We start from the raw sequence: 25,772 nt of genomic DNA on the forward strand, positions 1-25,772 counted from the left end.
ATCCTACCTTTTAAGTAGTTGCATTTTTTCACGAACTGCTTGAAGCTCTTCGACGTTACTAGTGTCGCTTAGTACTGCTTGCATCCCTCTGAAGTACTCTTCTAGCTGCTGCTTTAAATCAGATTTTACTTGAACAAAGGAATGTTGCAGTTCTGTTTGATAATGGGAATCCAGTTCTTGCACATTCACCTCCAAATATTGATCCATTAAAGGAGTAATTTGGATTTCAAGAAACTCTTGCAGTTTTTGCTTATCATTTTTCTCGAAGAATGCTTTGGCATTGCGGTAATAACTTATTGCTTGTTTTTCTGCTTTTATGGACATAGAAGGAAATTCTGCTTCCACTTTCATAGACTGGATGTTCTCTACATCTAGTTGTGAAAAAGATAGCTGCTCTTCTATTTTTTTCATCTGTATTTCTACCTCTTCCTGCCACTTATTTAATGAACTGCTCAAGTAATTTTCTAAGCGTACAGTAGTGGCACGAACCTCTTGGGAAAGATTGAGGGAAATGTCCGATAGGAATTCGTTAACACAAAGAATGAGTTGTTCTTTGATATTTCTCCCATCATCTCTTAAGACAGAAGGGTTAAAAGCTTCTTTAAAAAAGTCAGAGAAACGCAGCAATGTTCTGTGTTTAACATAATAAAGCAGTTCCTTCACTTCTTTCGATAACAGTGTCTGGTAACTTCCTATTGAATACTCAGAGAGAACATGTTCTATTTTCACTTTATTTTGAAGAAGTAGTTCTCGTTTTGCCTCCTTCTCTTCTTTTCCCAATCTGGATTCTTTTATATAGTTTTCTAACAAAGCGTCCGCTCGGTTTATCTCAAGGTTTGCAGCATGTATACTCATACTCACAAGGTCATGCTGAATAAAATGTAAAAACTCCTTTTCAAATATGCCCATAAGGGAGTTAGGTAAGAAAGCATGGGTAAAGCTTTTTCCTTCTTTTTCTTTTAATGCAAGCAGACTTGACACAGGAAATAGACGTGGATTCCTAATTCCGTATAGCATTAATTGTTCCTCTACATAAGAACATACCAGCTCTAGTTCATCCTCATTCTGAGCAAGATCAGCAGCATTTACTAAAAAGAACATTTTATCAAGCGAGAATGCATCTTTTATGCGACCAAGTTGAATCAAAAATTCTCGGTCTGCCTTAGAGAAAGCATGTTGATAGTAGGTAACAAAAAGAATAGCATCAGCATTTTTTATATATTCAAAGGCGACATCTGTATGCCGTGCATTAATGGAATCAGCACCTGGAGTATCTACAAGTGTTAACCCTTCTTGGGTCAGAGGACAATCATAGAATACTTCAATCCATTCAACGAAACATGACTTCTCCTCTTCTGCTACATATCCCGGGAACTCTTCAAGGGAAACCATCAAAAGCGAACCTAAATGAGTTTCCATCTGGTCCCATCCACTATTAAAAGCTTTTAGAAAGTGGAAATGCGGCTTTATGTTGGCAGGCAGCTCTTTCTGAGCATTTTTTTGGATGATTTTTTTTATTGCAGTATTTGCCTCTTCCATTGTTCCGATACTGCTATTAAAGAACGATAAAGCCTGTTGCACATCCAGAAGGAGCTGTTCGCTTGTTTTCATTTGAATACATACTGTACCATGCGGACGCTCTGGAGTAACAGGTGAAATTTTATTGATGGAAGCCGTTGTAGGATTAGGTGATACAGGTAAGATGTTTTCCCCAAGCAGGGCATTTGCAAAGGATGACTTACCAGCACTAAACGCACCGAAAAGTGCAACAGTAAAGGATTGATCTTCTAATTTATTCGCACGTTTCTTCAGATCCTCTATAACTGTCTGAAATCCATGTAAATCTTTCATATAGGTTGCTGCTTGGTTAAGTACTTTGGACATATATTTGGGATGTAGTAATTCCTGCTGCTGGGAGAGTGGAGCCTCTGCTTTTTTCTCTTCTGCAGACATACTACCGCTAATTCTCTCCTTTTTTACGGAAAGATTAGCCCCGTTGATTTGGGTATAGACCCTTTTTAAATACTGCTCCATAAGGTCTGGTTGAGAAGAAATTTCCGATACTTCTTCGGATGATTGCTCATAGAGAACAGCAAATAAATGATCCAGGGTTTCTTCTATGCTCATTTTAATATGGCTTATTTTTTGATATGCCTGATGCTGCCCTTCAAGAATCTCAATTTCACTTTTAGTTTTTTGATTTTTTTGTAGCAGAAGCTCATCTAACTGTACAAAAACTTTTTCCATGAACTGTTGTACTTTTTTGCGATAATCTAATTTCACTGCCTGGGCAAGCTCTTTTGTGTATTGAAGTACAGCCTCTCCTGTGGCACCCGCTCCAAATTTAACTTGTCCTGCGACAAACTCTTCGTTAATCTCCAACGTAATACTTTGTACCTGCTCAAAAACCGTAGGATGATATAAGTCATTTTCTTTTAAAAAGGTATAAATATGTTCATGGACGAACTTCTCAATTTGCGTTCCAACACGTTCTGTTAAATCTTCCATGAGCACAGATAATCTAGCTTCTTTTTCTTCCAAAGTCTTTTTTCCTGAAAATAGCAGGCCAACTTTGAAGCCCTTTTGCTGGGATTCCAAGTACTTTTGAGCAAGCTCCCTCATTTCGAATGGGGTGATATTGGCATTCTCTAAAATACGGTTCGTTTCGTTTATAAAGTTTTCTTTCTTTTCCTTACCTTCTGCTTCTACCTTGTGCCACTCTTCTTTCTTCACCTTAAGTTCAGAAGTAATACCGGCAAAGTCTGACTGTGAATCCTCCACTATTGCAGTAAGCTGTTCTAGCTCTTCTTCATGACAATCCATCAGCCATTTTTTATGCTCTTCTACTATATGATGTAGTGCACTTTCAACTGTAATCGGTAATAATCTTTTCTTTTCATCTATTAATAACTGAATCGTTTCTTTAACAATCTTCACATCATTTAGAGGATGGGACTCTTCCATTAGACTTGTATAATAAAGACTTACAGGCTCGATTCCCCAGTCAGCAAAAGATTCTTGAATTCTTTTCTGATACGTTTCGAAAGCTATCTCTTCTTCACGATGCTTATCTATTTGATTAACAACTAAGTAAATCTTCTTTTCTTTATCCTGTAATTCTTTTATGAATTTAAGATTCACTTCCGATTGGACATGATTGTAATCCATCACATAGAAAATTACATCTGCTAGGTGAAGTGCCGATTCAGTAGAAACACGGTGGGCGTCATCAGTTGAATCAACGCCGGGTGTATCTAATACGATTAAATCATCCGGTAAGTTGGTAAAAGGATACTGATAGGATACTGACTCCACCTGGTCGCCATCTTTACAGTAAGCTTTCACATTTTCAAACAAAACTGGGGGAAGGATTTCTAATGCCTCTCCCTCAAAAAAGTATACGTGTGCCCTTTCTTCTCCCTTTTGAATCTTAACTACATTTGCTGAAGTGGGAATTGGGCTTGCCGGAAGGATGGATTCCTGCAAAATCTCATTGATAAATGATGATTTACCAGCAGAAAAGTGACCGCAAAAAGCAATGGTAAGATCTTGATCGATAACTTTCTGTGCTAATTCCGCTACCTTTCTTGCACTCGTGTGGTCGCCTTTATTATGTAATTCTTTTAAAATAATAGTCGTTTTTGTAAAAAGTTGTTTATAGGTTTGTTGTTTTCGCTCTATTGGTTTATTTATACCCATCATTAATTCCCCTTGGATGTCATGGTCTAGTTCTTATCTTTCTATTCTACTTTAAAAATAAGCCCTATTGCTACTACAATCCTAAAAAATCCTTTAGAGCTTACCAATCGTTGAAAAAAAGTACAAAAAAAGACCCGATGCTCTTGCTTAGCAAACGGATCTTGTTATGTATTTCAAAGGTAGTATGAAGATACTACCCACCTCGCTTTAAATAGGCGAGCGCCAAAAAAACAGTTACTGATTAACGACTTTATAAATTCTTATTTTGCTTGTTTTGGTTCACAAGTATGTTGTAGTACTACTTTTAAAAGAATGGAATAGGCAACAATCGTTGTACCTGCAAAAAGAAATGTCATGGTCGGGCCATCTCCCTTATTGAAATTGATAATTATTATCATCTTATCAGATTTTCTTTTAATTGACAATGACTATCATTCAATATTTTTATTTAATTTAGGTCGAAATCTGCTTTTTTCTTGTATATAGTCCGAATAGTTCTTTGTCGTCTCTGATAAGGCTGCTTCTTCAATTGGAATTCTAATGGATAGCATCCACATATTTAATACAGTGAAAATCAATGCCGTTACATAAGCTTGAAATAAGATGGGAATTAAAATAATTTCTAATCCGACAATAAAATAGTTTGGATGCCTCAAAAAGCGGTATGGCCCTTTTTGAATTACTACCGCATCAGGAACAATCAGAATTTTGGTGTTCCAATACTTTCCTAGTGATCGGATAGCCCAAATTCTGAGCAACTGTGTGGCTATAAAAAGCAAAAGAATAGAGGACCAAACGGGACTAATCTCTTTATTGAAAATAAGTACCTCTAGTAAAAAACTCATCAAAAAAGAAGTATGTAACAGCAACATGTAAGTGTAATGACTGCTTCCAAATTCTAAGGCGCCTTGATCTTTCATCCATTTTTCGTTTTTCCTAGCTATCCTCAGTTCTCCTAATCTTTGCATGACTATAAATAGATAAAAAACAGTAAACATTTTCTCACTCCCACTTTAATAGGACCAGTTCCGAGCTGAAGCCAGGACCCAGAGCTCCTGCGAGTCCTATATCCCCTTTTTTTGCTTCCTGTTCCATAATTTCTTTTAAAACATATAGGACAGTAACAGAGGACATATTTCCAAAATTCTTTAACACATTTAAAGAAGTTTGGAGCTTAGACTGTTCCATTTCCAGACAAGCTTCATAGGCGTCTAAAACCTTCTTACCACCTGGGTGAAGAACAAAATGATTTAAGTCACTTTTTTCTATTCTATGAACGTTTAAAAATCGCTGCACATTTGGTGATAACCAATTTAAAATTATTTCAGGGATGTCCCGCGAAAAAACGACAAATAACCCATCATTTTTAATTTCCCAGCCCATAACATCTTCAGAATCCTCCATCAATGTCGATTGAGTGCCTTGTATGCTGGGGTAAGAACAATCTCCTTCAATTATCACTTCGTCTCCGCCCACAAGCACACTGGCGATTCCATCTGCAAAGAGAGAAGTTCCTATAAGATTACTTTTGGAAAGATCACCTTTCTGAAAGGTTAAACTGCAAAGCTCCACACATAAAATTAATACCTTTGCTTTTGGAAAGGCTTTACAATATTCATAGGCCCTTGAAAGGCCTGCTGCTCCTCCAGCACAACCAAGACCCCATATTGGAATTCTTTTGGTATATGGAGTAATCGGCAGGATATTCATAATTCTTGCTTCCACACTAGGGGTTGACATTCCGGTAGTGGATATGTAAAAAATTGCTTCTATTTCTTCATATGGAACTACGGTTGGCAGCGTTTTCGTATTGGATAAACATGCTTTTATCGCTTCAACTCCATAAGATACTGCTTCTGTAATATAGAGATTATTTTTCTCTTCAAAGGAATGAGCTTCTTGAAACCATTCAATATTATTAACAAAGTGACGTTTTTCGATTTGTCCGTTTTGAAAGACCGTTAAAAGCCTGTTGATATCTTTGAAAGAGTTTCCGAATAGTTCTTTCGCAAATTCCACTGCAGAATCTTGGGAAATCGAATATTTGGGAATAGCAGTACCGACCGACAATATTTTTGGCATGAACAAGCACCTCAGTAAGTTAAGTACTGTTACTTTTCTCCAAACAAACACTTAATATACTAATTCTGGATTTCGTTATACAAAAAAAAAAGCTTTCCCCATAAAGAAGGAAAGCTAAAACGTTTTAAAGGAGTTGTTGTGTTGTTGTGCAGTCTTTATTATAACTAAGAATAGCTTTTTTATCATTATAAATTATTGGAAACTAATTTTTATAAAATTTGGCCATCCATATTTCGTCTACATATTCCCCATTTATAAAGGCTTGGTCTTTTTGGGTGCCTTCTTCATGAAAGCCGTATTTTTTATATAATTGGAATGCTATTTTATTAGATGAAAAAACAGTCAAACATAGCTTACGAATATTCTGTTCGCACCACATATCCGTATAATCCATGATTTTCTTCCCTATGCCAAGTCCTTGGGCTTCTTGTGCGAGCCATGTTCGAAACAGACCTGTATGACGTTTCATAATTATTTCTCCCTTAATTACTCTCCCGATTCCTACTACTCTTCCTTCCCGTTCCACTCCCACATACATGTTCCCTTTTTTAATCATTTCTTGTATAAATTCCCTCTCCTCTTCCACAGAGCGGGGGACATCTTTTTGAATATATTCACCAGCAGCAATAATACTTGCTACTGCTGTTACGATATCTTCTGCATCCTCTTGTACTAATGGTCGAAGTTTTACTGTGGAGCCGTCTTTTGCTGTGAATTCTAATAATAAATCAAACATGATGTTCCTCCTCAATTTCTTCCTGAGAAAAAAATACTAATACATCTTCTTATATTCTTCAACAAATTTAACTCAAACTAAGAAATTTGTAGAAAATTGTTGAAAAATAATATTTTTTATATGATATGATAAAAAAGTACTATTTATTTTAGTTAAGGAGGTACAATATGTCCCCTATAGAGAGTTTAAATCAAGTGTTTGACAGGACAATTGATTCAGTCAAATCTGTGATTCCGATTGACTTAACATGTGAGCAACCGAGGATACATACCGAAAACTTAACTAATATTTCATTAGGTGTTCTCATTATGTTAACTGGGGACATTCGTGGTCAACTTCTTATACAAGGAGAACGATCGGTTTTTCAGCAAATTGCAACATCGATGTTCGGCATGGAATTAGAGGGTGATATGCTTCATTCGTTTACAGGGGAACTCGGGAATATGATTGCAGGTAATCTGTCTTCTTACATTGCTCAAAGTGGCATCAACATGGATATCACTCCTCCCAACGTAATAATGGAGCAGCAAAAAGAATTTCAATTTCACCATCGTCTTCAATCACCTATTCTTTTTAAAGAAAATGGAAGTATGCAAATTATTATAGAGCTAGAACCGGCCTCGTAATATTTCTTTTGCCCATAATATGGGCTTTTTTTATGTATTTTTTTACCAACCTTACCGAAAGTGTATTCATTTATTCTCACCAATCTAAAAAGAAGCTAAACCCTAGTAACATGGTTTAACTTCTCTATAACATTATAAATTGTAGATTTCAATATATTTCTCTTCTAAATAGTGAATCAAATGATTTACATTCAGTTCTTCCCCTGTTACATCTTTTAAGATCTCCAGTGGTTTTTTCATTTTTCCATGCTGATGTATTTTCTCCTTTAGCCAGTCCTTTACAGGTCCAAGATTTCCTGTTTCAATAAGCTCATCAAAATTCGGAAGATCTTTCAGCATAGCTTGCTTGAACTGGGCCGCATACATATAACCTAACGCATAGGATGGAAAATAGCCGAAGCTCCCACCAGACCAATGAACATCCTGCAACACTCCTTCTGCATCATTCGAAGGAGTAATCCCTAAATAACTTTCATATTTATCATTCCATGCTTTAGGAAGATCGCTCACTTGTAATTCATCATTGAATAGTGCTTTTTCCAGCTCATAACGAATCATGATATGTAATGCATACGTAAGTTCATCTGCTTCAATTCTAATTAGGGATGGTTTTGCTTCGTTTATAGCAAGATAGAATTCTTCTACTTTTATCTCATCATAAGCTCCATTTGCATAACGTTGAAGTGAAGGATAATGACGCTTCCAAAAGGCAAAGTTCCTCCCTACAAAATTTTCGTAAAATAAAGATTGAGATTCATGTATTCCCATTGAAGTTCCAGTACATAACCCCGTACCAAGTAGCTCTTCTGAAATATTTTGTTCATAAAGAGCGTGGCCACATTCATGGATTGTACCAAATACTGCGGTTCGGAAATCTTTTTCATCATATTTAGTTGTCACACGAACATCGCCGGGGTTTAAACCCACAGCAAATGGATGAACAGTTTCGTCCAATCTTCCAGAATCAAAATCATACTGTAATTCTTTCAATACCTCTAAGCTGAAATTGTGCTGATTCTCCTTTGGAAAGGGTACAAGTAAGTCGGAAGATCTAGGATGCACAGAAGAAGATTGAATTTTTTTAACCAGTGGTACAATGCGGTCTTTTAACTGACCAAACACCTCATCCAGTTTTTCCACTGTCATACCAGGCTCATACATATCAAGTAACGTATTATATTTATTGTTTTCATAACCCCAATATTCAATGAATCTTTTATTAAAATCCACTAGTTTTTCAAGGTAAGGCTGAAGTAGACTGAAATCTGCTTTCTCTTTGGCTTCTTCCCATACAGACTCCGCTTTAGAGCTTAGGACTACATATTCCTGATATTCTTTTGCTGGAATCTTTTTATTCTGATCATAATTTTTCTTACTTTCCAAAAGTGAAGTTTGAGTTACCTTATTTAATGTCTCGAACACTTCTTTATTTAATAATTGCGTAAGAAATGCCGCCATATCTTCAGAAACAGACATATGAAATACTTCAGCAGACAACACGCCAATCACATTGGATCGTCGGTCTACACCCTTCTTAGGAGCTCCGGTTCGTAAATCCCAAAAGATAAGGGATAATGCTTCCTTATAACTTTCCATTTTTGTCATATGCTCTAAATATTGTTTTTCTAATTTACTTGTATCCATGACAACAATCCCCCACTCATCTTTAGACTATGTTTAACGATACACAATTTTCACACTAGTTGGCAACCTTTAATTAAATTCCAAACAGAAAAAAGCATTCTGCTTATAGCAAAATGCTTCTTTTAGAGTATCCATTATTGGGATACAGGTGCAGTTGGAAGTGTGTTAATAAGCTGATCCTTCACCCTTTGTGGTAATTCAGAAGGAACGAATATAGTAATCTCTCCCTTGTCATCTGAAGAACGTATAAGTCTACCTATTCCTTGTCTTAGACGAAGCAGCATATAAGGCACATCCAATTGTGTAAACGGATCCTCTAATCCTTTTCTTTTAGCTGCAAAAACAGGATCATTTGGAGGGAAAGGCAAAGACCAGATTATGACATTGGATAACGATGGTCCTGGTATATCAAGGCCTTCCCATAGATGATAGGCGCATAGTATAGAATTCTCATCATTTTGGAATTCCGATACAAGCACACTGATTTCTTTTTCCCCTTCATATAAAAAGCGATAATCTGTATTATGAGTGTTATCATTTTTAAATTGCTGCAATTCCATTTTTGATGAAAATAGTATAAGAGTACTTCCATTAGTCCGCTCAATCGCCTTCATTGTAAAATTGTATTGACTTTCAAAGGCTGATGTCGCTTCGAGCTCCACTAAATGTAATTTCATATTCTCTTCATAATCGAATGGAGAATTTATGGAAAATGATAAGTACTCACTTATCCCTAAGGATGTAGCTAAATAATCAAAGGAATTATTATCAGATAGTGTGGCAGAGGAAAAGATAAATGGAATCTTTTTAGAAAACACACTTTCTTTTAATACTTCTTCAACTGTTTTTGGCATAACAACTAGGGTAAGGTCATTTTTGGAATGTTCAGCCCATGTAATTACATCTTCATGAGATAAAAGAAGCTTCAATAGGAATTCGATGGAGTCAAGATATTCTTCCACAATATGAAGCTGATAATGATCGACCGTATGAAGCTCACCTTCATATACTAGTTGATTACCCATTTCTTCTATCATCGCTAACAGGTTCTTTGCATCGTTAACAAGCGAGGAATTTATCAAAATATCCTTCCGCTCAGAACCTTCATTTGTGCTTAAGCATTCTTCTAGCGTATCAAAGAATCGTTCATTTGCTTCAATGGCCTCTTCTACTAGCAAGGAAAATTCTTCTCTTAAGTCATTTCCTAAAAGTCTTGTTAAAATCTCTTCAACTGTATGTTTTTTAACCTTATATGTTAATGCCTTTTGTGCAGCAAATTCCAATAGATGACCTTCGTCAAATACTACGGTTGAAGCTTCTGGTAAAAGTGGTAACTGACCTTCTCTTTTACGTTTCTCTACTGTCCAAACATGCTCCATGTAAAAATCATGAGAACAAATAATTAAGTCTGTTGATTTTCGATAATGCTCTCTCGACAAGGTTTGTCCACATCGATGGCGCTTTTGACAACTAAAGCAATCTTGAAAACTATCCCAGCCGATTAGATCCCATTCTTCATCATTAAGTTTTGCGTAATCTTTACGATCACCGTATGGAAAAAAAGACTGCATCGCAGCTGATTTATTTACAAAGTTCGGCAATGATTCATGGACGTCATCAATATTATCGATATCATAATGGTCCAACGCATAGTCCAGCTTGTTTAAACAAAGATACTGATCAGGTGACTTTGCTAATCTAACATCAAATGCCACATCTAATATTCCAGAAAGCTTGGCAATATCGCCTTCCTTTTTCACCAACTGTTCGATCAGTGATTCATCGGCACAGGTTATAATAGCAGGTTTGCCAATATACCTTGCATAACAGATTGCATATAAAAGATACACCATCGTCTTGCCCGTCCCAACTCCCGCTTCTGAGAAAATGACCTTTTTCTCTTTAAAAGCTCGTTCTAGTTGAAAGGCCATAAAAATCTGTTCATCACGTAGCTCAAATCCCGCTTCTGGTAAGATGTCATAAAACACATCTCCTATCCATTCATTCAAACGATCAAAAAAAGAATCACCTTTATTCATTGTAAAAGGCAGACGATTGTTGTTCATGTTTTGTACCTCCGGAAAAAGTTTGCATCTGACCATTATTGATTAAAAGAGTTGGTTTTGTCAAGTTTTTAGGTAGGGTTTCACTTAAAGGCTAATCTGAAATAGGTAGAGTTCTGTCAAAACTCCCTGTTCCTTTCCGTTTCAGGTGATCGCTTTCCGCGGGGCGGTGCAGAAGCCTCCTCGGCTTCGCCTGCGGGGTCTCCTGTCTACCGCTATCGCCCGCAGGAGTCGATCACCTTCCACTTCAATACACAGGGGGGAAGACTTTATATTTTAGGGAATTATCGAGTTTAATCATATTGCAAAATCTCTAAGCACACCGCTGATAACAGGTAGGTTACTTTTAAATCTCCCTGTTCCTTTCCGTTGCAGGTGATCGCTTTCCGTGGGGCGGTGCGGGAGAGCCTCCTCGGCTACGCCTGTGGGGTCTCCCGTCTACAAGCGGCCGGACGCCGGAGTCGAGCACCTTCCACTTCAATACACAGGGGGGAAGACTTTAGATGTGATGACCTTCTTTACATTGATCATTAAGGTTTTCACTTGGGGGGCTTGCCTGAAAATAGGTAGGTAGTTTTTTCAACCCCTGTTCCTTTCCGTTTCAGGTGATCGCTTTCCGCGGGGCGGTGCGGGAGCCTCCTCGGCTACGCCTGTGGGGTCTCCCGTCTACAAGCGGCCGGACGCCGGAGTCGAGCACCTGCCACTCCAATACACAGGGGAGATCACTTTAGAGATATGGGCATTTTCTAGCTTGATTATAGTGGTTCGTTTTTATATAGAATTCTAAGTTTTATTTAGTGTGAGACTGTTTAAAAGACCTACGAAGACCACCCATTGAACTTTTGCTTCCTAGCTGTGAATCGGAACGAAAGGCGGAGACTCCTGCGGGAGATGGTGCATTGGGAAGACCCCGCAGGCGATTAGCCGAGGAGGCTTCCCTAGCACCCCGCGGACGCGAAGTCTTTCGTGGAGAGTAACAGCGGTGTTCAAAGAGACCTATAAAAGTTCCTTGTACTAGCGCATGTCTCATTATGAGATTCCTTGAAATAGAAAGGTTTCCCCAATCTTTAACTACGGATTTCTATTTCAACTGAGCAAAATTGACTATAAGATCCTAGCTGTTGAGCGGAACGAAACCCCGAGACTCCTACGGGGAGGTATTGCTTAGGGAGAATAACATAGCTAAATAAATCAAATGAAAAAACTTCCCAGCCTTGTGGGAAGTCTTTTAATCTCTTATACCGAAGTTTATTAAATCTTTATCCACATTTGTTGCGTGCAGCATAGCTTTGTTATAGTCTTCCAACGCTACGTTTAATCGTTCGACTCCATCACTTTCGAGGGGATTTTCATTTACCAACTGTTGGTAACACTTCTCCAAAGCTTTGGATATTTTCATAAAATCATCAACATGTAACGGCATAGATCTTTCCCTCCATAATATAGATAAGAGTATTCTATGCCTTCATGTTTTAAAATATTCTTCCACTTAAAATGTTCTACGCGATGCCAGTATTATTTTTCGCTAGAGGAACGATCTTTGGTATTTTCTTTGTCTTCCTCTTCTTCAGCTTCATATTTGATGTCTTCCAAGGGCAATTCATCAATAGGCATTACAAGCTGATCACGCTTTTTTTGCTTTTTCTCATTTTCTTTAAAGGCATTTTCTTTGTCATTTCGATGCTGCAACTCTTTGTCTTTATCCATTTTTTTCAACGAAATCACTCCTTACTTACTAATTCCCGAGGATTATCGTTGTTAAACGTTAATTATTTTTAGAGATTTTTAGGCGGACGCTTTCCCCAGTATTGGTAGAAATCCGTTTTAATGAAACCGTTAAATAGTTTGCGTTTTTTTGTTGCTTTTCTACCGTAAAGACTTTCAAACCCCTCGTGGGAGGTTAGCATATAGATGGACCATGTATCCAAGCTGGCAAAAGCTTTGCCCATCTCTTTATACATTTTCTCTACTTCAGGGCGTTCACCAAGACGTTCCCCATATGGAGGATTACCGATGATGACACCATATTCCTTATCTGTAGTAAAATCACTAACTTGCATTTGCTTGAAGGTAATGAGTTCCCCGAGCCCTGCTTCAAACGCATTTTCTTTTGCCATACTAATCATACGATGATCAATATCATAGCCAGATATATCAAGTTTTTGATCATAGTTCGCCTTATCTTCCACTTCCTGACGTGCTTTTTCCCAGGTCTTCTCACCAACCCAATCCCAATCTTCTGAAACAAAATCACGGTTAAATCCTGGTGCAATATTTTGACCAATTAATGCAGCCTCAATGGGAATGGTCCCTGACCCACAGAAAGGATCTACAAAAGGTTTGTCCGGCTTCCAATTGGTTAAAAGAACAAGAGAAGCTGCAAGCGTTTCTTTTAATGGCGCTTCCCCCTGATCTGCTCTATACCCCCGTTTGTGTAGCCCGATTCCAGAGGCATCAATGGATAGTTGTACCATATCCTTTAAGATAGCTACTTCTATTTTATAGACAGCACCTTTTTCATCCAACCATGCGGACTGAATACCATAGTGCGCTTTTATTTTTTCTACCACAGCTTTTTTTACGATAGCCTGACAATTTGGTACACTTGCCAGCTGAGACTTTACAGATTTTCCGGTTACAGGAAACTCTGCATCCTCTGGCAAATAGTCCCCCCATGGTAAGGATTTTGTTTGTTCAAAGAGCTCTTCAAAAGATGTTGCTTTAAACTCTCCTACCACTATTTTGATTCGATCAGCTGTACGAAGCCACAAATTTGCACGGCAAATGGCAAGAGGATCTCCATAAAATATTACCTTTCCATTGTCTACTGTACATTCATAGCCAAGATCCTTTACTTCATTTGCCACAAGTGCTTCTAAACCCATGGCTGCAGTTGCAATCAATTTGTATTTGTTTTTCATTTTCTTTTCACCCTAACTATTGTAATCAAACTTACCTATGTATTATAACGTTTATGTATAGTGTTCCCAACAACTAAAGAAGGAAACTTTTTTTTACTATCATCAAAAGTCCGAAGCGCCAGCTTAGATGTAAAAACTGAAACGAGCATTACCATATAAAGGAAACACGCAGAGTGCTAGCAACTCGATGAAGACCTTATTATAAAGAAGTTGATGAAAGTTTGTTAATATCTGGTGCCAGGAGCTGGACGCTGCATACCTTTGAAGTAAATTACCTATAACTGATACAATTTACAATTAATAAAAACTCTCCTGAATCCAGGAGAGCTTATTTCAACGTTTATGATTAATAATAAGATGCGACATTCTATCAATAGTGATCTGTAAGCCATGTTCTGTTCCTTTGTACTACAAACGGATTGCTCCTTGTACTCGGGTGGTAACCATCTGTCTACAGATAATAAAAATTAGCTGTCCTTCTCATTCGTTCGAATTCCGGAGAGAAGATGCCCCTACCATTGTTTGGGTTTCTCGCTCGAGGGGTTTACCTCGTTCCACTCTTACAATTTCTTGTAAGACTACGTCACTGTGGCACTTTCAAGGTATTCACACCATATCCAAAGGACTTAGGTGATTTCCCTGCCGTTAGCCTAGTAAGAAACCAAGCTACCCTAGCTTATTTATTCGCTAGGCACGAACACTACAGGCATCACAGCCTGTGCGAGCATGGACTTTCCTCTACAGTAAAAACTGTAGCGGTTACCCAATCACTATTGATGTCAGCAAAGTATAGTATAGCCAAATATGAAGATGATTGCAACTGGTATTATTTGTTATTCGTACAATTTACTGCCAAACACATGTTTTTCTAAATTAGAAAGTCTTCGAAGAATATCAAAATTAGTTGAGCCGGTGTTTGTGTTCGTTGATTGTTGTTTTTTGCCGGATTCTTCTACTTGTCTTTTCAATTTAGCATTTTCCTGCAAGAGCATTTCGTACTCTTGGTGGAATGTTTCATAGTCCTTGATCACTACATCTAAAAACTTATCAACATCTTCAGCCTTATAGCCTCTCATGCCTGATTTGAATTCTTTTTCCAAGATCTCTTTAGCCGTTAATTTAATTTTATCTGATAGCATAAGTTCCTCACCTCAATGCTCTAGTGCCATTTTCTCTATTAATATTTTTTCAGAAAAATGGCCCTTTGTCAATTTTTCTTTATTGTTTTTGTTAATTTATTGCTGTTGGGAATGTGGAATACGGCTTTTGAGTTGCCTCATAGGTCTTCCTAACGCCACTTCTCCACAGAAGATTTCTTGCCTTGGAATATTGTCATATTTAAGGAAACTAACTGATAAAGGCGACAATATTTATTGTATTACCAATCATCCTGTTGATTTAATTGTTCTTCCTCTACAACAAGTTGCAACTCATAGTCATCAATCATAAAGATGGGATAGCTTTGGTTTGCTGCTTTGTTCTTTGCTATATCAATTATATATTGAGGATTACCCTGCCTCTCTTCATCATAAACAACTAACAAACCATCTGATTTATCAACCAGAAATTGATTTTTTAATCGTAGCTGAAGAGGAGATTCATACTTTTTTTTTGTTATAGAATCGATATGGTTAGCTTGTGATAAAATAAGCTCATAATACTCCTTATTTGTTTCACTCCAATTTTCTTCCTGTTCCAAGAAGGGGGTAAAGATAGCGACCTTTAATTCTTCGTAGGATTCTTGAAGTTCATATACGACCTCAGCCCCCCACAATTCCACACCCAGTTGTCCGCTGATGACAATCCATTCTAACTCATGCCCCTCTTCTAGTAAAGAAACAATCCGTTTATGTAATGCCTTTTTAATATAATGTATTGCTGGGTCATTCTTTTTAAATACTTGCAATTCTTGTGGTTTATAACCGGTAACTACTAGCACTTTCATTAAAACACCTCATAATTTCGGGCTTTGCATCAAAAGAGGTAATAGCGTAAAGATACCTTATATAATAAATAATGAAAATAAAAAAGAGCCTACCTTAATAATAAGTATGATTGCTAAAAAGCGCAAGTGACACAGTTGTATAGCAAGTATAAAAATCATGACTTTTCACCTTATGCTATCTTTCTCGTTAAAGAGTAACACTTTCGATAATTATTTAAGAAGAAACCAAGGTTGCGAAGGATCGCATAAAGTTAGGCGTAACCTAAATGGATACCAAAACAGCAAACAGAAAAAGGAACTGGCGCTAACCAGTTCCCGTATATTATCAGAGTAACGTAAAATTACTTTTCAATAGTGCTTATCTGCCATAAGGCTTACAGTGACCAGGCATCCCAGCGCCATATCCCATTCCAGGAGCTCCAGGACCTTGTGACGCTCCCATTACTTGAGGTCCTCCAGGCATTCCCATTCCGGGGCCATATCCCATTCCAGGGCCTTGTGACGCTCCCATTACTTGACCGGGTCCAGCACCCATTCCAGGGGCTCCAGGGCCACAGTTAAAGTTTTGATGGGAAACTGAGTCAACCATCGATTCTGTATGTGGGAAATAATGTTTATGTTGGTACATTTCATTGTTCACATACGTTGTGTGGGATGGATGGATATGTGGCACCTCAGTTGTTGAATACAAGTTTTTCACACAGCACTTTGTTGGGTGAACAATCGGTGACAACATATTTGGTCTGTTACAATTATGCATAATACGATCTCCTTTCCATTTGTTTTTTCTCTTTACATTAACAAACTATGAAAGAAGGGAGATACATGTACTAAGACAAACACCTATTTTACGTAGATTTACCTTTTTGCCTAGAGAGTTTTAAAGCAAAATGGTATAAATATCGTCTTTAAGATTAGTAAAAACAAAAAGGGTCAGACCTATAACAACAAAAAACAAACATAATATTAATCTAGACAACGCTCTCTCTCCCATGCTTTTCCTTTGTAAAATAAACATTTACAATAGTTAATTTTACATGGTAAACCTGCCGTTTACAACACATTATTGTGAGTTTAAACGACAATTTCCGAGAAAATTTTCATTTGTTTATTTTTTTTTGCAACCGTGAGATTCTTTTCTCGAATTGGTAATTCTGAGGACTGGATTTTTCAATTGAATACACCTGTTTTTCTTTCCAAAATCCCCATGCCTCTTCCGCGAATCCTAGAGCCTTTGGGTAGTCTTTGACTTGGTGTTCAAATAACTTGGAAAGTTCTATTCCCACAATTTCTTTTTTAGTATTCTGCTTATGATGATACGATTGCAGAAAAAGATCTTGTGCTTGCTGGAATTTTTGCTTCTTTTTTTTCAGTAAGCCTAATTTATAACATGCCTCCCATGAATCTTCTAGAATGTTTTCATACAATGATGCCGCGGTTTCCTTTTCCCCTAACGAGTCGAACCATCTTCCTATTTCATATTCCTCTTTTTGGTTTCTCGTTTCCGCTTCCACCTGCAAGAGCTTCGAAAGGTGTGTATATAATGTGATTAGTGTAAGAACATCCCACTCATTATGCTTTAAAACCCCTTTTATACCTTGGAGCTCATTTGTTTTTACAAAATCAAAGTAAATCATTGGGGCTAAAAAGCCTGGTATGTCATCTTCTCTCAAAATTCCTAGTATTTCTTTTTCTACGTTCGCCAACCGGACCGACTCTAATTTTTCTTTCCAAAGCCTTCTTGCTGCATGCAAAAGGTCATAGTGACCAAATAAGGGAAGCTTTGGGACATGTTCTCGTATTAGAGTGTGCCGGGTTTTCACCTGCGGCCAATCAAATGCTTTTCCGTTATAGGTTACTAATGTTGTATAATCCACCTCTTGAAGAAAGCTTTGGTATAAGGCTACCTCATTGCCCGGTCCTGGTAGAAGATGCTGTCTGACTATAACCTTATCTTCCATTATTCTTGCATAGCCTAGAAGAAATATAGTTGTACCTGTACCTCCGCTTAGGCCAGTTGTTTCTGTATCAAAAAAGAATAAGTCCTTTGGGTGATGACCTTTTGCTGTTAAAGGATGTGTTACATCTGTGTTTTGCCACATTTCCACAACAGGCAAAAGCTCCCCTAATGTATAAATGCCATGCTTAAAGTCAAGTGGATATGTTACCTCTCGGATAAGACAATATTCTTCATTAAAAAAGAATGGTTTCACTCCATAAGCTTCCCATTCGTCTGCTTTTGGAAGCGTCCTGTTTTTTAGTGCTTCCGCTGTATTTACAGAGTTCTTTATCTCTTGACTATCCTGAGTGCCGCTTTCGGACTCCTGCTTTAAATGTTTTTTCATTCTATTAAGTTTATTTTTCATCGACATAAAGATTCATCCTTTACACAAGTCGTTCCAATAGCTGTAGGGAAAGCTTTTTCATATCCTCTTCCATATAATCTGCTCCTATACAAGATGGGCAGCCCGAATGACATGGACAACTCACAATCAGTTCACTTGCACGATGAAGCAGTTCGCTAATCTTTTCATATATTTTCTCACTTAAACCAACTCCACCAGGATAGCGGTCATAAAAATAGATCACAGACAGCTCATCGTGTGTTGATTTTACTTGTGGAACTACTTGTAAGTCCATAGGCTCACACATCAATAATAAAGGTGCCACATACTTTAATGCATGAGATAGTCCAAGCAGACTCTTTTCCAGTTCGTCTGGCCCCAGCGAGCTTGATATCTCTTTATTCATGGTTATCCATGTTGCATTCGTATGAAGCTCCTCTTCCGGTAAATGAATAGGACCAGAACCGATGTTCTCATGCGTTTCAAACTTTATCTTTTTAAAGATAGTTGCCATCGCCTTAACAGAAACATCTCCATACGAAATGCTTCCTGCAGTGTACTCACTTCTTTTATCCTCTTCAAGCACATCCAGTGATACAGCTAGGTTAGCATCAGTGAAATAATCTACATTAACCTCTCTGACAAACGCCTTTTTTTCCTCCCAGTCAAGTTTTTCTACTTGAAATTGGATTCCTTGATGGAGGTAGATTGCTTCATCATGAAGAAGTGTCATCGCACTGAATCTGTCCATTTCCCCTATTACCTTATTTGCTGGCTCCACTGTTTGGTCAATGATGATAACATTTTCTTGGGATGCTGAACGCAGGCTGATATTATGGGCAGGAAAAGCATCATTCATCCAATGCCATTTTCCGGCATTCTCGTGCAATACTCTTTCTTCTGTTAAATAGTCTAAAATATCCTCAAGTTCCACTCCATCAAATGTATCTCCCTTCTTGAAGGGTAGTTCATAAGCTGCACACTTTACATGATCCACAAGAATCACAAGGTTGTTTGGATTAATTCTTGCTGATTCGGGACTGCTTTTTAGGAAAAATTCAGGATGCTGAATAACATATTGATCAAGCGGACTTGAGCTCGCCACCATGACAATGACAGCTTCTCCCTGCCTTCTTCCAGCTCGTCCAGCTTGCTGCCAGGCACTTGCGATGGTTCCCGGGTAACCTGTCATAATGCATACTTGCAGTTGACCGATATCCACCCCTAGTTCGAGAGCATTTGTGCTTACTACACCATAAATCTCTCCATTTCGTAGGCCTCTTTCAATTTCCCGTCGTTGAGTAGGCAGATAACCGCCCCGATAACCTTGGATTGATTTTTTTCCGAGCTGATCTTTCACCAGATTCTGCAAGTAGGTTAAAAGTATCTCCACTCTGACACGGCTTTTTGCAAACACAATCGTTTGGATTTTTTCTTGTAAAAATCCACTGGCGAGCTTTCTCACTTCAAGTGTTGCACTACGACGAATATTTAATGGCTTATTAACAATCGGCGGGTTGTAAAAAACGATATGCTTTTTACTAGAAGGTGCTCCATTGTTGTTAATGAGCTCGAAAGCTTCCCCTGTCAACTCCTGAGCTAGTTCTTTTGGATTGGCAATAGTAGCAGACGTACATATAAAAGTAGGATCACTGCCGTAAAAACGACAGATTCTTTTTAATCGGCGAATCACATTTGCAACATGACTTCCAAACACCCCTCGATATGTATGAAGCTCATCGATGACGATATATTCCAAGTTCTCAAACAGAGAGACCCATTTTGTATGATGAGGCAAAATAGCAGAATGTAGCATATCAGGATTCGTAATAACTATATGCCCAGCTTTTCGAACCTTTTGACGAATAGCGGGAGCTGTATCCCCATCATATGTATAACTATTAATAGGAACACCCATTTGGGTAATAATTTCATTCAATTCACTTTTCTGATCTTGTGCAAGCGCCTTGGTAGGAAATAAATAAAGCGCCCTGCTTTCCGTACTATTAACGATTTTTTGTAAGACAGGCAAATTATAACAGAGGGTTTTCCCTGACGCAGTGGGGGTCACTGCGACAAAATGCTTTTTATGAAATGCTGCCTGAAAAGCTGCAGCTTGGTGGGTATATAACGAAGAGATGCCCCTCGTCGTTAGCGCAGCTAGGAGACGCTCATCTATTTTCTCTGGAAAAGGAACTGATTGCGCCTCTTTTTGGGGAACGGTCTCCCAATGTATAATATTTTCAGCAATCGTTTTTTCCGTTTTCATCCAATGTATGACTTCTTGAATATCTTTTCTCCACTTCATACCTTCACCTCTTTATCTACTTTCTATTTTATCGAATAGGCGTTCGGTTCGTAAAGGGGCATTTCCTGGTTATTTTTTCATAATACACCTTTGCAGAAGATCGTGGCTAAAAATAAAATAACCAAGCCCCGATGATCGGGCTTGGTTATTTTTGTAGTTTAATTACATTTTTTGATTTTGACTGTGATTATTAACAACTGCAATAACCTTAGTGGATTGTTTCATACCACATTTGCATAGTGGACAAGATGGAGTTTCACTGCTTTTAAAGTTATCTCGCATCCAGCCATTACAATCTTCCGCTTCACATTCCCAAATCTTCGTTTCGTCGGTTACAACTTCTTCTACTTCTCTTCTTCCAAAAGCCATAGTACCACTCTCCTATCTTTTGAGGTGGGGCGTAGTAAATCCACACTAATATACTGTTAGTATTCCAAATTACGAGGAAATCATAATATGTTTTTAAATAAAAAAGCTACTCGATGGCGAAAAAGAAGAATCATCCTCACCTAGAATCATTTCCAATTTTTATTATATCATATATCAATAGAAATGGCTATCTATCTTACCACTAGTTTAGTGTAATGTACAAGCCACTTTAATGAACTTTTCGCTACAATTTGCGGGATATTACTAGAAACTGCAACCTTTTGTCCTTTTTCTTCGTAAATGAGAAAGTTGTTCCCTATCAAATATTCCTTTTCATCCTCTTTTAGCGGAATCATAAGAGCATAACCATACAGGTCAATTTCCGCTTCAAATTGTTTAAGTAGCGGGATTGTATCTTTTTTTAAAACTAATGTAGAATCAACAATCATTAAATCCATCCATTTTTGATAATAGATCTTCCCTAAGCTTGAAGTATATACATATATAGGTTTTGAAAGAGCTGAATCATGTTGTGTCTTTTCATTTTTAATTGAAATGGGAATAAATAGAGATGCAGATTTTTTATTACGCTTCCAATACAAACCTAAATATAATAGGAGGATAGAAACCAACACTCCTATTATCACATCTTTCAGCAATGCTTGAGGATGTAATGAGAAGAAATCTTGCAATCTTTGCGGTACTATTTTTTGTAGATAGACAATCTGGATAGAGCCTAGCAAAACATAAAGAGTAGAAATGCTAATTAAAATAAAACCATCAATAATTATTTTGGCTATTGTATATTGACTTGCTATACGATAAAACAATCCTTTGGAACCAAACAAGAGAATCATGGCAATAATTAGTATTACAACCTCCCAGATATGAAACCCTTTTGAAAGGCTGACAATAGTTCCTATCACAAGAATAAAAAAGGTAAATGAATAGGCTCTTTTTACCTTATCATCAATAGCACGAGCTAATACTAAGAGAGTAATTCCTATTGCGATAGAGAATTGTTGAGTGATTTGCATTAATTCCATCGACATAAATTGATTAGCGAGTTTAACCCTTTCGATTATTAATGGTACTACAGGGAAAAGTAGTAGCAACACTCCCACTATTACAATCCATAAAGTTAGAATTCTGTGGCATAAAAGCGAAAACGCATATTGATTGGGCAAGAGATGTTTCCATAATCTTTCCCTTGTAAGATATTGTACTAAAAAGATACTGCTTAGTAAGAAAGGAACCACATAATAAACAAAGCGGTAAAGCAATAAAAGAGCTATGGCTTTTTCTTCCGAAATACCGTAACTTGAGATCCCGATAAGAATGACAAAATCGAATGCTCCCACTCCGCCAGGAACCATACTTAACGCCCCTGCGATTGCGGCAAGGAAAAATAAAACGAAAATAGAAACTAAAGGAATTTCGGCTCCTAATTTATTTGCTATTTGAGAAAATAAAAATGCTGCAAAAAGCCATTCTAATACACTAATTCCTACAAGCAACATTTGTGATTTATTATTCAAGCTTTTGGTAAAATAACTTATTGCAACGATAACAACTCCATAACCACACATAAATAGCAAAGGTAGCTTCAACATAGGGTAGTCTTTTAACACGATTGGAGAAATCCATTCCATAATAAGTACGATCCAAGAAAATAAGGATAATCCTATCAACATATAAGGAAGAATTAAGGTCACCCTTTTAATTAATATAGGCATACTGTGAATATTCTTCCGATAAAAAACAGTACGTAAACCTACTCCTGCAAATCCGCCAAATCCAAGGAAATTAGCATAAGAATTAGCAGAAAATCCTTGAAGCAGTAGTTTCCTTTTAGAAATAGCCATTCTTAACTCTTTTGTAATAAAAGCATCGTAAAAAATCATAGTAGATACAGCAAGGATACCTAGTAGCATAATCCAAATAAAGGAAAAGATGCCTATTTCCTGCACCTTTGAGCTAACTAGTACAAAATCAATTGTTTGTATTTGTTTTTTCCCTTCTATGTAGAGGACAATTAAAATCGTGAGTGGAAGAATAACTTTAAGAACTTTTATGAAATAAATGTTTTTCAATAATTGCATGAGCCTACTTCCCTTATTTACTTTATGTCTTTCCCTTTATCCCAAAAGTAACATAGATTTCTTAAGCTTTCCATCCAATATTTCCGGAACCTCCCTGCCCCTCTAATACATATAGATATATATCATGATTTGAAAGGGGTATCTCCATGAAGGATAAACAATCAGAGCCAACTTCAAAAAATAACAATACTCGTCCCGGCCAACCAAATATACTAAATTCCATTGATTCATTTTTCACAAACTCTCCATTAAAAGGCTTGCTGCAACAGGTGGATGGTTATTTTGGTCAAACATTCTCAAGCGAAACATTACCGATTGAAACGATGGAAACAGACAACGAATTTATTATTCTCAGCAGGTTAGCTGGTATAAAAAAAGAGCAAATCACAATAGAAACTTATGATCGGTACATTACCATCTCAGTTAACCACGAGGAGACAATAGAAGCGACTGATAAAGATTTGACCACCTTTTCCAAAAGCTACACGTCCAATCAAGCAAGCCGCAGCATTCCGATTCCTTCTTATGTTAAAATCGGTGAGTTACAGGCAAGTTATCGTGACGGACTCCTAAAAATTCGATTGCCGAAAAAAGACAAAAAACAAGTTAAAATACAGGATTAAAAATTAAATCAGAACGAGGATAGGACAAAACTAAAAAACTCTTACAAAAGACGAATAATTTAAGTACCGGCTCTAAAACCGCTATTGATTTCCGTGCAAGACTTCGCTTTAGTAGCCTAAAAACTAAACGTATATCTGAAAACATTAAAAAACCCGGACTAATTTGATCTTAAAACTCAAATTAGTTCGGGTTTTCCTTAGTCTCGACCACTTTTATCCCAGCCATGTTCACTTAATTTTTATGAGTTTTGCTGCCATATTTCGGGTTTTCTTCTGGTGTATTGTCTTGTTGAATACTCGAAAAATCTTTAGCCGTATCTACATTCCTTTTGTTGTTAGGATATTTGTTTTTACGTTCTCGGTTATCATTTCTATTCGTCATAAAACAGCCTCCTATAGCTTATTAATACATAAAATTCAACTCTATATATCATTTGCACTGTAGCACTTTTTTATTAATGGAAAATATTTAGCTTTCCTATTTCGTTAAGTGCGATGAGTACCTCACATAGTTTTCTTTTATATACAAATGATAACAACAGGAGGTGGTTTCACATGACAAAATATAGGAAAGTATACGCAAATCCTACTCCATCACCAACCCTGGTCATACAGACAAATTTGGATGAAAAGGAAAAAGTAAAAAATCCTTATTATAGCTCTTCTTTAAATGATGAAGAAGAAGAAAAGCTAGATAACTTTTTCTTTGAAGGTAAAGCAAAAGGAGATTATCATGAATAAAGCATTAGGATATCTTCAGGAGGTGCTTTCATCCTACCCTGATGATCAGAATCTTAACCGTCAAATAGTTCATAGGATTAAACATTATTCTGAAGATAACTTAACAGCTTTCATTTATTCTTTAAGCGAAGAAGAAGTACAATTTCTCAATGAATCACTCCCTGACGAAATGAAACACGCCTTACAGTCGGAGGATTTTCTAAGGTTGCAGCAACTAAATGAGGTTTATGAATTATTGTAGAGGCTTAGACTCCATGACTGTCCAGCGGAAATCAATAGCCGTGTTTAACTGGCAAGGAAGGCGTGTTTTCTTAAAGGGTTGTGCTTAAAAGGTCGCTTCGAAAAGCTAGGCAACGTTCAAAATCTTACCTGTTATAGTCAAAAATAAAAGATGCCTTTTAATGAGGCATCTTTATGCTTTAAAGGTTGCTGCTAAACCTTTAACCATATTGTTAAGTTGATTAACGGTATTCATCATTTGTCCTGCTGTATCCATCATCTTTTTCATGTCCACATTCCCATCTTGCCCCTTAAATTGGTTCATAAATGTTTGTGTCTGAGTGGTTGATGCCTTTTTCGGTTGATTTTGTGTTGGATAAGGATTCATAAAAGGCGTTTGTTGGAACATGTTCATTTGGGAAGAAAATCCATTAGGAGGTATTCCCATTCCTCCACCTGTACTCTGCTGCGTGCCATTATATCCGTTCAAAGGAAAGGCACCGTTTTGAAAAGGCATTCCTTGAACAGGAAACCCTTGAAAAGGATTGGCTTGATTACTTTGTGTAGTCTGGGGTGAAATCATATCAGGGTATCCTTCCCCTTGGTTTGTCATATTCATCATTCCGTTGTAAGGAATACCCTGCCACATCCCCTGGTAGACTCCTTCATTACCAAATGGTAGCATTCCCTGCATATTATAGGGCAACTGATTTAAAAATGACATATTTCTGCTATATGATAAATGTCTAGGTCTGCCAAACATTCTCCTAAACAATAGGATCCCTCCTCTTTTCTAGCTATACATAATATATGACACCACCCTTCATATGTGCCTATCCAAGGAAAAGCCATGAGGCTAGAATTGATTAACTTTGTGAAGGATATCGTGGGCTTAGCAGAAGGTCCGCTTCTCAACTCGGAGACCATTCTAATAGCTCAACTCAACAAGCAAAATATTCATATTTTGTCCCATTTTGTCGGAAGTTTCATTTTTTCAAAAACAAGAAAAATTAATATTTCATGGTAAAATAAAAACAACTTCAAAGTGGGGGGATGTTTTGGTGGTACTAGAAGAACTTCGTCATAAATTTGTTACTTGTAAAAGCTATGAACCAATTGAAGAAAATGAGTTAATGGATTTTGCTAGGCAGCTTTATTTGCGGGAAGAATTATCTATAGGACAATTTCGCACCGTAATTAAAGAATTAGAACGAATAGGTGCAGTTCCGCCAAAAACCTTAGAAGAGATATCATAATACTTACATTTAACTGGAGATTCTATTATAGAATCTCTTTTTTTGTAATACCGTTCCTAAAATGAGGAATAATAACAGGGAACAAAAGGAGGT

The 25,772-nt window shown here is 37.3% G+C and carries 23 protein-coding genes and 1 other RNA gene; 5 read left to right on the forward strand and 19 right to left on the reverse strand.

The annotated features are described in order from the left end of the window. Positions 1-3 precede the first annotated feature (3 nt). The 4 genes from K9B36_RS10330 to K9B36_RS10345 form a co-directional block, all read right to left on the reverse strand. Entirely contained in the window at positions 4-3,699 is a 3,696-nt protein-coding gene (locus tag K9B36_RS10330; protein ID WP_223701975.1) for a dynamin family protein, read from the reverse strand. A 431-nt stretch (positions 3,700-4,130) separates the two neighbouring features. Beyond that, positions 4,131-4,697, reverse strand: coding sequence for an isoprenylcysteine carboxyl methyltransferase family protein (locus tag K9B36_RS10335; RefSeq protein WP_223701976.1), 567 nt, complete (start codon positions 4,695-4,697; stop codon positions 4,131-4,133). A gap of 4 nt (positions 4,698-4,701) precedes the next feature. Continuing rightward, positions 4,702-5,781, reverse strand: coding sequence for a type III polyketide synthase (locus tag K9B36_RS10340; protein ID WP_223701977.1), 1,080 nt, complete (start codon positions 5,779-5,781; stop codon positions 4,702-4,704). Between the two features lie 202 nt (positions 5,782-5,983). Continuing rightward, a complete protein-coding gene (locus K9B36_RS10345; protein ID WP_223701978.1) occupies positions 5,984-6,517 on the reverse strand; it encodes a GNAT family N-acetyltransferase in 534 nt (177 codons plus the stop codon). Between the two features lie 167 nt (positions 6,518-6,684). Between K9B36_RS10345 and K9B36_RS10350 the strand changes: the two genes are divergently transcribed. Continuing rightward, positions 6,685-7,143: a chemotaxis protein CheX gene (locus K9B36_RS10350; RefSeq protein WP_223701979.1), complete on the forward strand. Its 459-nt coding sequence runs from the start codon at positions 6,685-6,687 to the stop codon at positions 7,141-7,143. Positions 7,144-7,275: 132 nt separating this feature from the next. Here the strand turns inward: K9B36_RS10350 and K9B36_RS10355 are convergent, their stop codons facing one another. The 13 genes from K9B36_RS10355 to K9B36_RS10415 form a co-directional block, all read right to left on the reverse strand. After that, positions 7,276-8,787, reverse strand: a complete 1,512-nt coding sequence (locus K9B36_RS10355) for a carboxypeptidase M32 (RefSeq protein WP_223701980.1) — start codon at positions 8,785-8,787, stop codon at positions 7,276-7,278. Positions 8,788-8,921: 134 nt separating this feature from the next. Then, entirely contained in the window at positions 8,922-10,853 is a 1,932-nt protein-coding gene (locus K9B36_RS10360) for an ATP-dependent DNA helicase (RefSeq protein ID WP_223701981.1), read from the reverse strand. A gap of 1,225 nt (positions 10,854-12,078) precedes the next feature. Continuing rightward, positions 12,079-12,273, reverse strand: a complete 195-nt coding sequence (locus K9B36_RS10365) for a hypothetical protein (protein WP_223701982.1) — start codon at positions 12,271-12,273, stop codon at positions 12,079-12,081. A gap of 92 nt (positions 12,274-12,365) precedes the next feature. Continuing rightward, on the reverse strand, positions 12,366-12,557 hold the full coding sequence (locus K9B36_RS10370; protein WP_223702069.1) for a hypothetical protein: 192 nt from the start codon (positions 12,555-12,557) through the stop codon (positions 12,366-12,368). Between the two features lie 68 nt (positions 12,558-12,625). After that, a complete protein-coding gene (locus K9B36_RS10375) occupies positions 12,626-13,771 on the reverse strand; it encodes a THUMP domain-containing class I SAM-dependent RNA methyltransferase (RefSeq protein WP_223701983.1) in 1,146 nt (381 codons plus the stop codon). A gap of 379 nt (positions 13,772-14,150) precedes the next feature. Beyond that, an RNA gene (rnpB, locus tag K9B36_RS10380) (RNase P RNA component class B) lies at positions 14,151-14,542 on the reverse strand. A 62-nt stretch (positions 14,543-14,604) separates the two neighbouring features. Beyond that, entirely contained in the window at positions 14,605-14,910 is a 306-nt protein-coding gene (gpsB, locus tag K9B36_RS10385; RefSeq protein ID WP_223701984.1) for a cell division regulator GpsB, read from the reverse strand. A gap of 239 nt (positions 14,911-15,149) precedes the next feature. Continuing rightward, positions 15,150-15,716 (reverse strand): DUF1273 domain-containing protein, encoded by a 567-nt coding sequence (locus tag K9B36_RS10390; RefSeq protein ID WP_223701985.1) that lies wholly within the window; start codon positions 15,714-15,716, stop codon positions 15,150-15,152. A gap of 358 nt (positions 15,717-16,074) precedes the next feature. After that, the gene (locus K9B36_RS10395; protein WP_223701986.1) at positions 16,075-16,476 is read right to left on the reverse strand and encodes a spore coat protein; all 402 of its coding nucleotides are present in this window, start codon (positions 16,474-16,476) and stop codon (positions 16,075-16,077) included. A 340-nt stretch (positions 16,477-16,816) separates the two neighbouring features. Continuing rightward, positions 16,817-18,088, reverse strand: a complete 1,272-nt coding sequence (locus K9B36_RS10400) for a ribonuclease H-like domain-containing protein (RefSeq protein ID WP_223701987.1) — start codon at positions 18,086-18,088, stop codon at positions 16,817-16,819. A 13-nt stretch (positions 18,089-18,101) separates the two neighbouring features. Further along, on the reverse strand, positions 18,102-20,369 hold the full coding sequence (locus K9B36_RS10405; RefSeq protein WP_223701988.1) for a DEAD/DEAH box helicase: 2,268 nt from the start codon (positions 20,367-20,369) through the stop codon (positions 18,102-18,104). A 162-nt stretch (positions 20,370-20,531) separates the two neighbouring features. After that, positions 20,532-20,738 (reverse strand): cold-shock protein, encoded by a 207-nt coding sequence (locus tag K9B36_RS10410; protein WP_223701989.1) that lies wholly within the window; start codon positions 20,736-20,738, stop codon positions 20,532-20,534. Positions 20,739-20,929: 191 nt separating this feature from the next. Next, positions 20,930-22,840 carry a lysylphosphatidylglycerol synthase domain-containing protein gene (locus K9B36_RS10415; protein ID WP_223701990.1) on the reverse strand — a complete coding sequence of 637 codons (1,911 nt, stop codon included), beginning with the start codon at positions 22,838-22,840 and terminating at the stop codon, positions 20,930-20,932. A gap of 146 nt (positions 22,841-22,986) precedes the next feature. Here K9B36_RS10415 and K9B36_RS10420 point away from each other — a divergent pair, with 146 nt between their 5' ends. Beyond that, positions 22,987-23,463, forward strand: coding sequence for an Hsp20/alpha crystallin family protein (locus tag K9B36_RS10420; protein ID WP_223701991.1), 477 nt, complete (start codon positions 22,987-22,989; stop codon positions 23,461-23,463). A 232-nt stretch (positions 23,464-23,695) separates the two neighbouring features. Here the strand turns inward: K9B36_RS10420 and K9B36_RS10425 are convergent, their stop codons facing one another. Further along, positions 23,696-23,845 carry a hypothetical protein gene (locus tag K9B36_RS10425; RefSeq protein ID WP_223701992.1) on the reverse strand — a complete coding sequence of 50 codons (150 nt, stop codon included), beginning with the start codon at positions 23,843-23,845 and terminating at the stop codon, positions 23,696-23,698. A gap of 173 nt (positions 23,846-24,018) precedes the next feature. Here K9B36_RS10425 and K9B36_RS10430 point away from each other — a divergent pair, with 173 nt between their 5' ends. Both K9B36_RS10430 and K9B36_RS10435 read left to right on the forward strand, forming a co-directional pair. Further along, positions 24,019-24,204, forward strand: a complete 186-nt coding sequence (locus K9B36_RS10430) for a hypothetical protein (protein ID WP_223701993.1) — start codon at positions 24,019-24,021, stop codon at positions 24,202-24,204. Further along, positions 24,197-24,445, forward strand: a complete 249-nt coding sequence (locus tag K9B36_RS10435; protein ID WP_223701994.1) for a sigma-G-dependent sporulation-specific acid-soluble spore protein CsgA — start codon at positions 24,197-24,199, stop codon at positions 24,443-24,445. The genes K9B36_RS10430 and K9B36_RS10435 overlap by 8 nt, the downstream gene beginning before the upstream one ends. Before the next feature lie 171 nt (positions 24,446-24,616). On the opposite strand, the gene K9B36_RS10440 is transcribed toward K9B36_RS10435, so the two are convergent. Then, the gene (locus tag K9B36_RS10440) at positions 24,617-25,198 is read right to left on the reverse strand and encodes a YppG family protein (protein ID WP_223701995.1); all 582 of its coding nucleotides are present in this window, start codon (positions 25,196-25,198) and stop codon (positions 24,617-24,619) included. 286 nt (positions 25,199-25,484) lie between these two features. Here K9B36_RS10440 and yppF point away from each other — a divergent pair, with 286 nt between their 5' ends. Then, positions 25,485-25,679, forward strand: a complete 195-nt coding sequence (gene yppF, locus K9B36_RS10445; RefSeq protein ID WP_223701996.1) for a YppF family protein — start codon at positions 25,485-25,487, stop codon at positions 25,677-25,679. Positions 25,680-25,772 lie beyond the last annotated feature (93 nt).

It is taken from the genome of Sutcliffiella deserti (genome assembly GCF_020037475.1).
Lineage (GTDB): Bacteria > Bacillota > Bacilli > Bacillales > Bacillaceae_I > Sutcliffiella_A > Sutcliffiella_A deserti.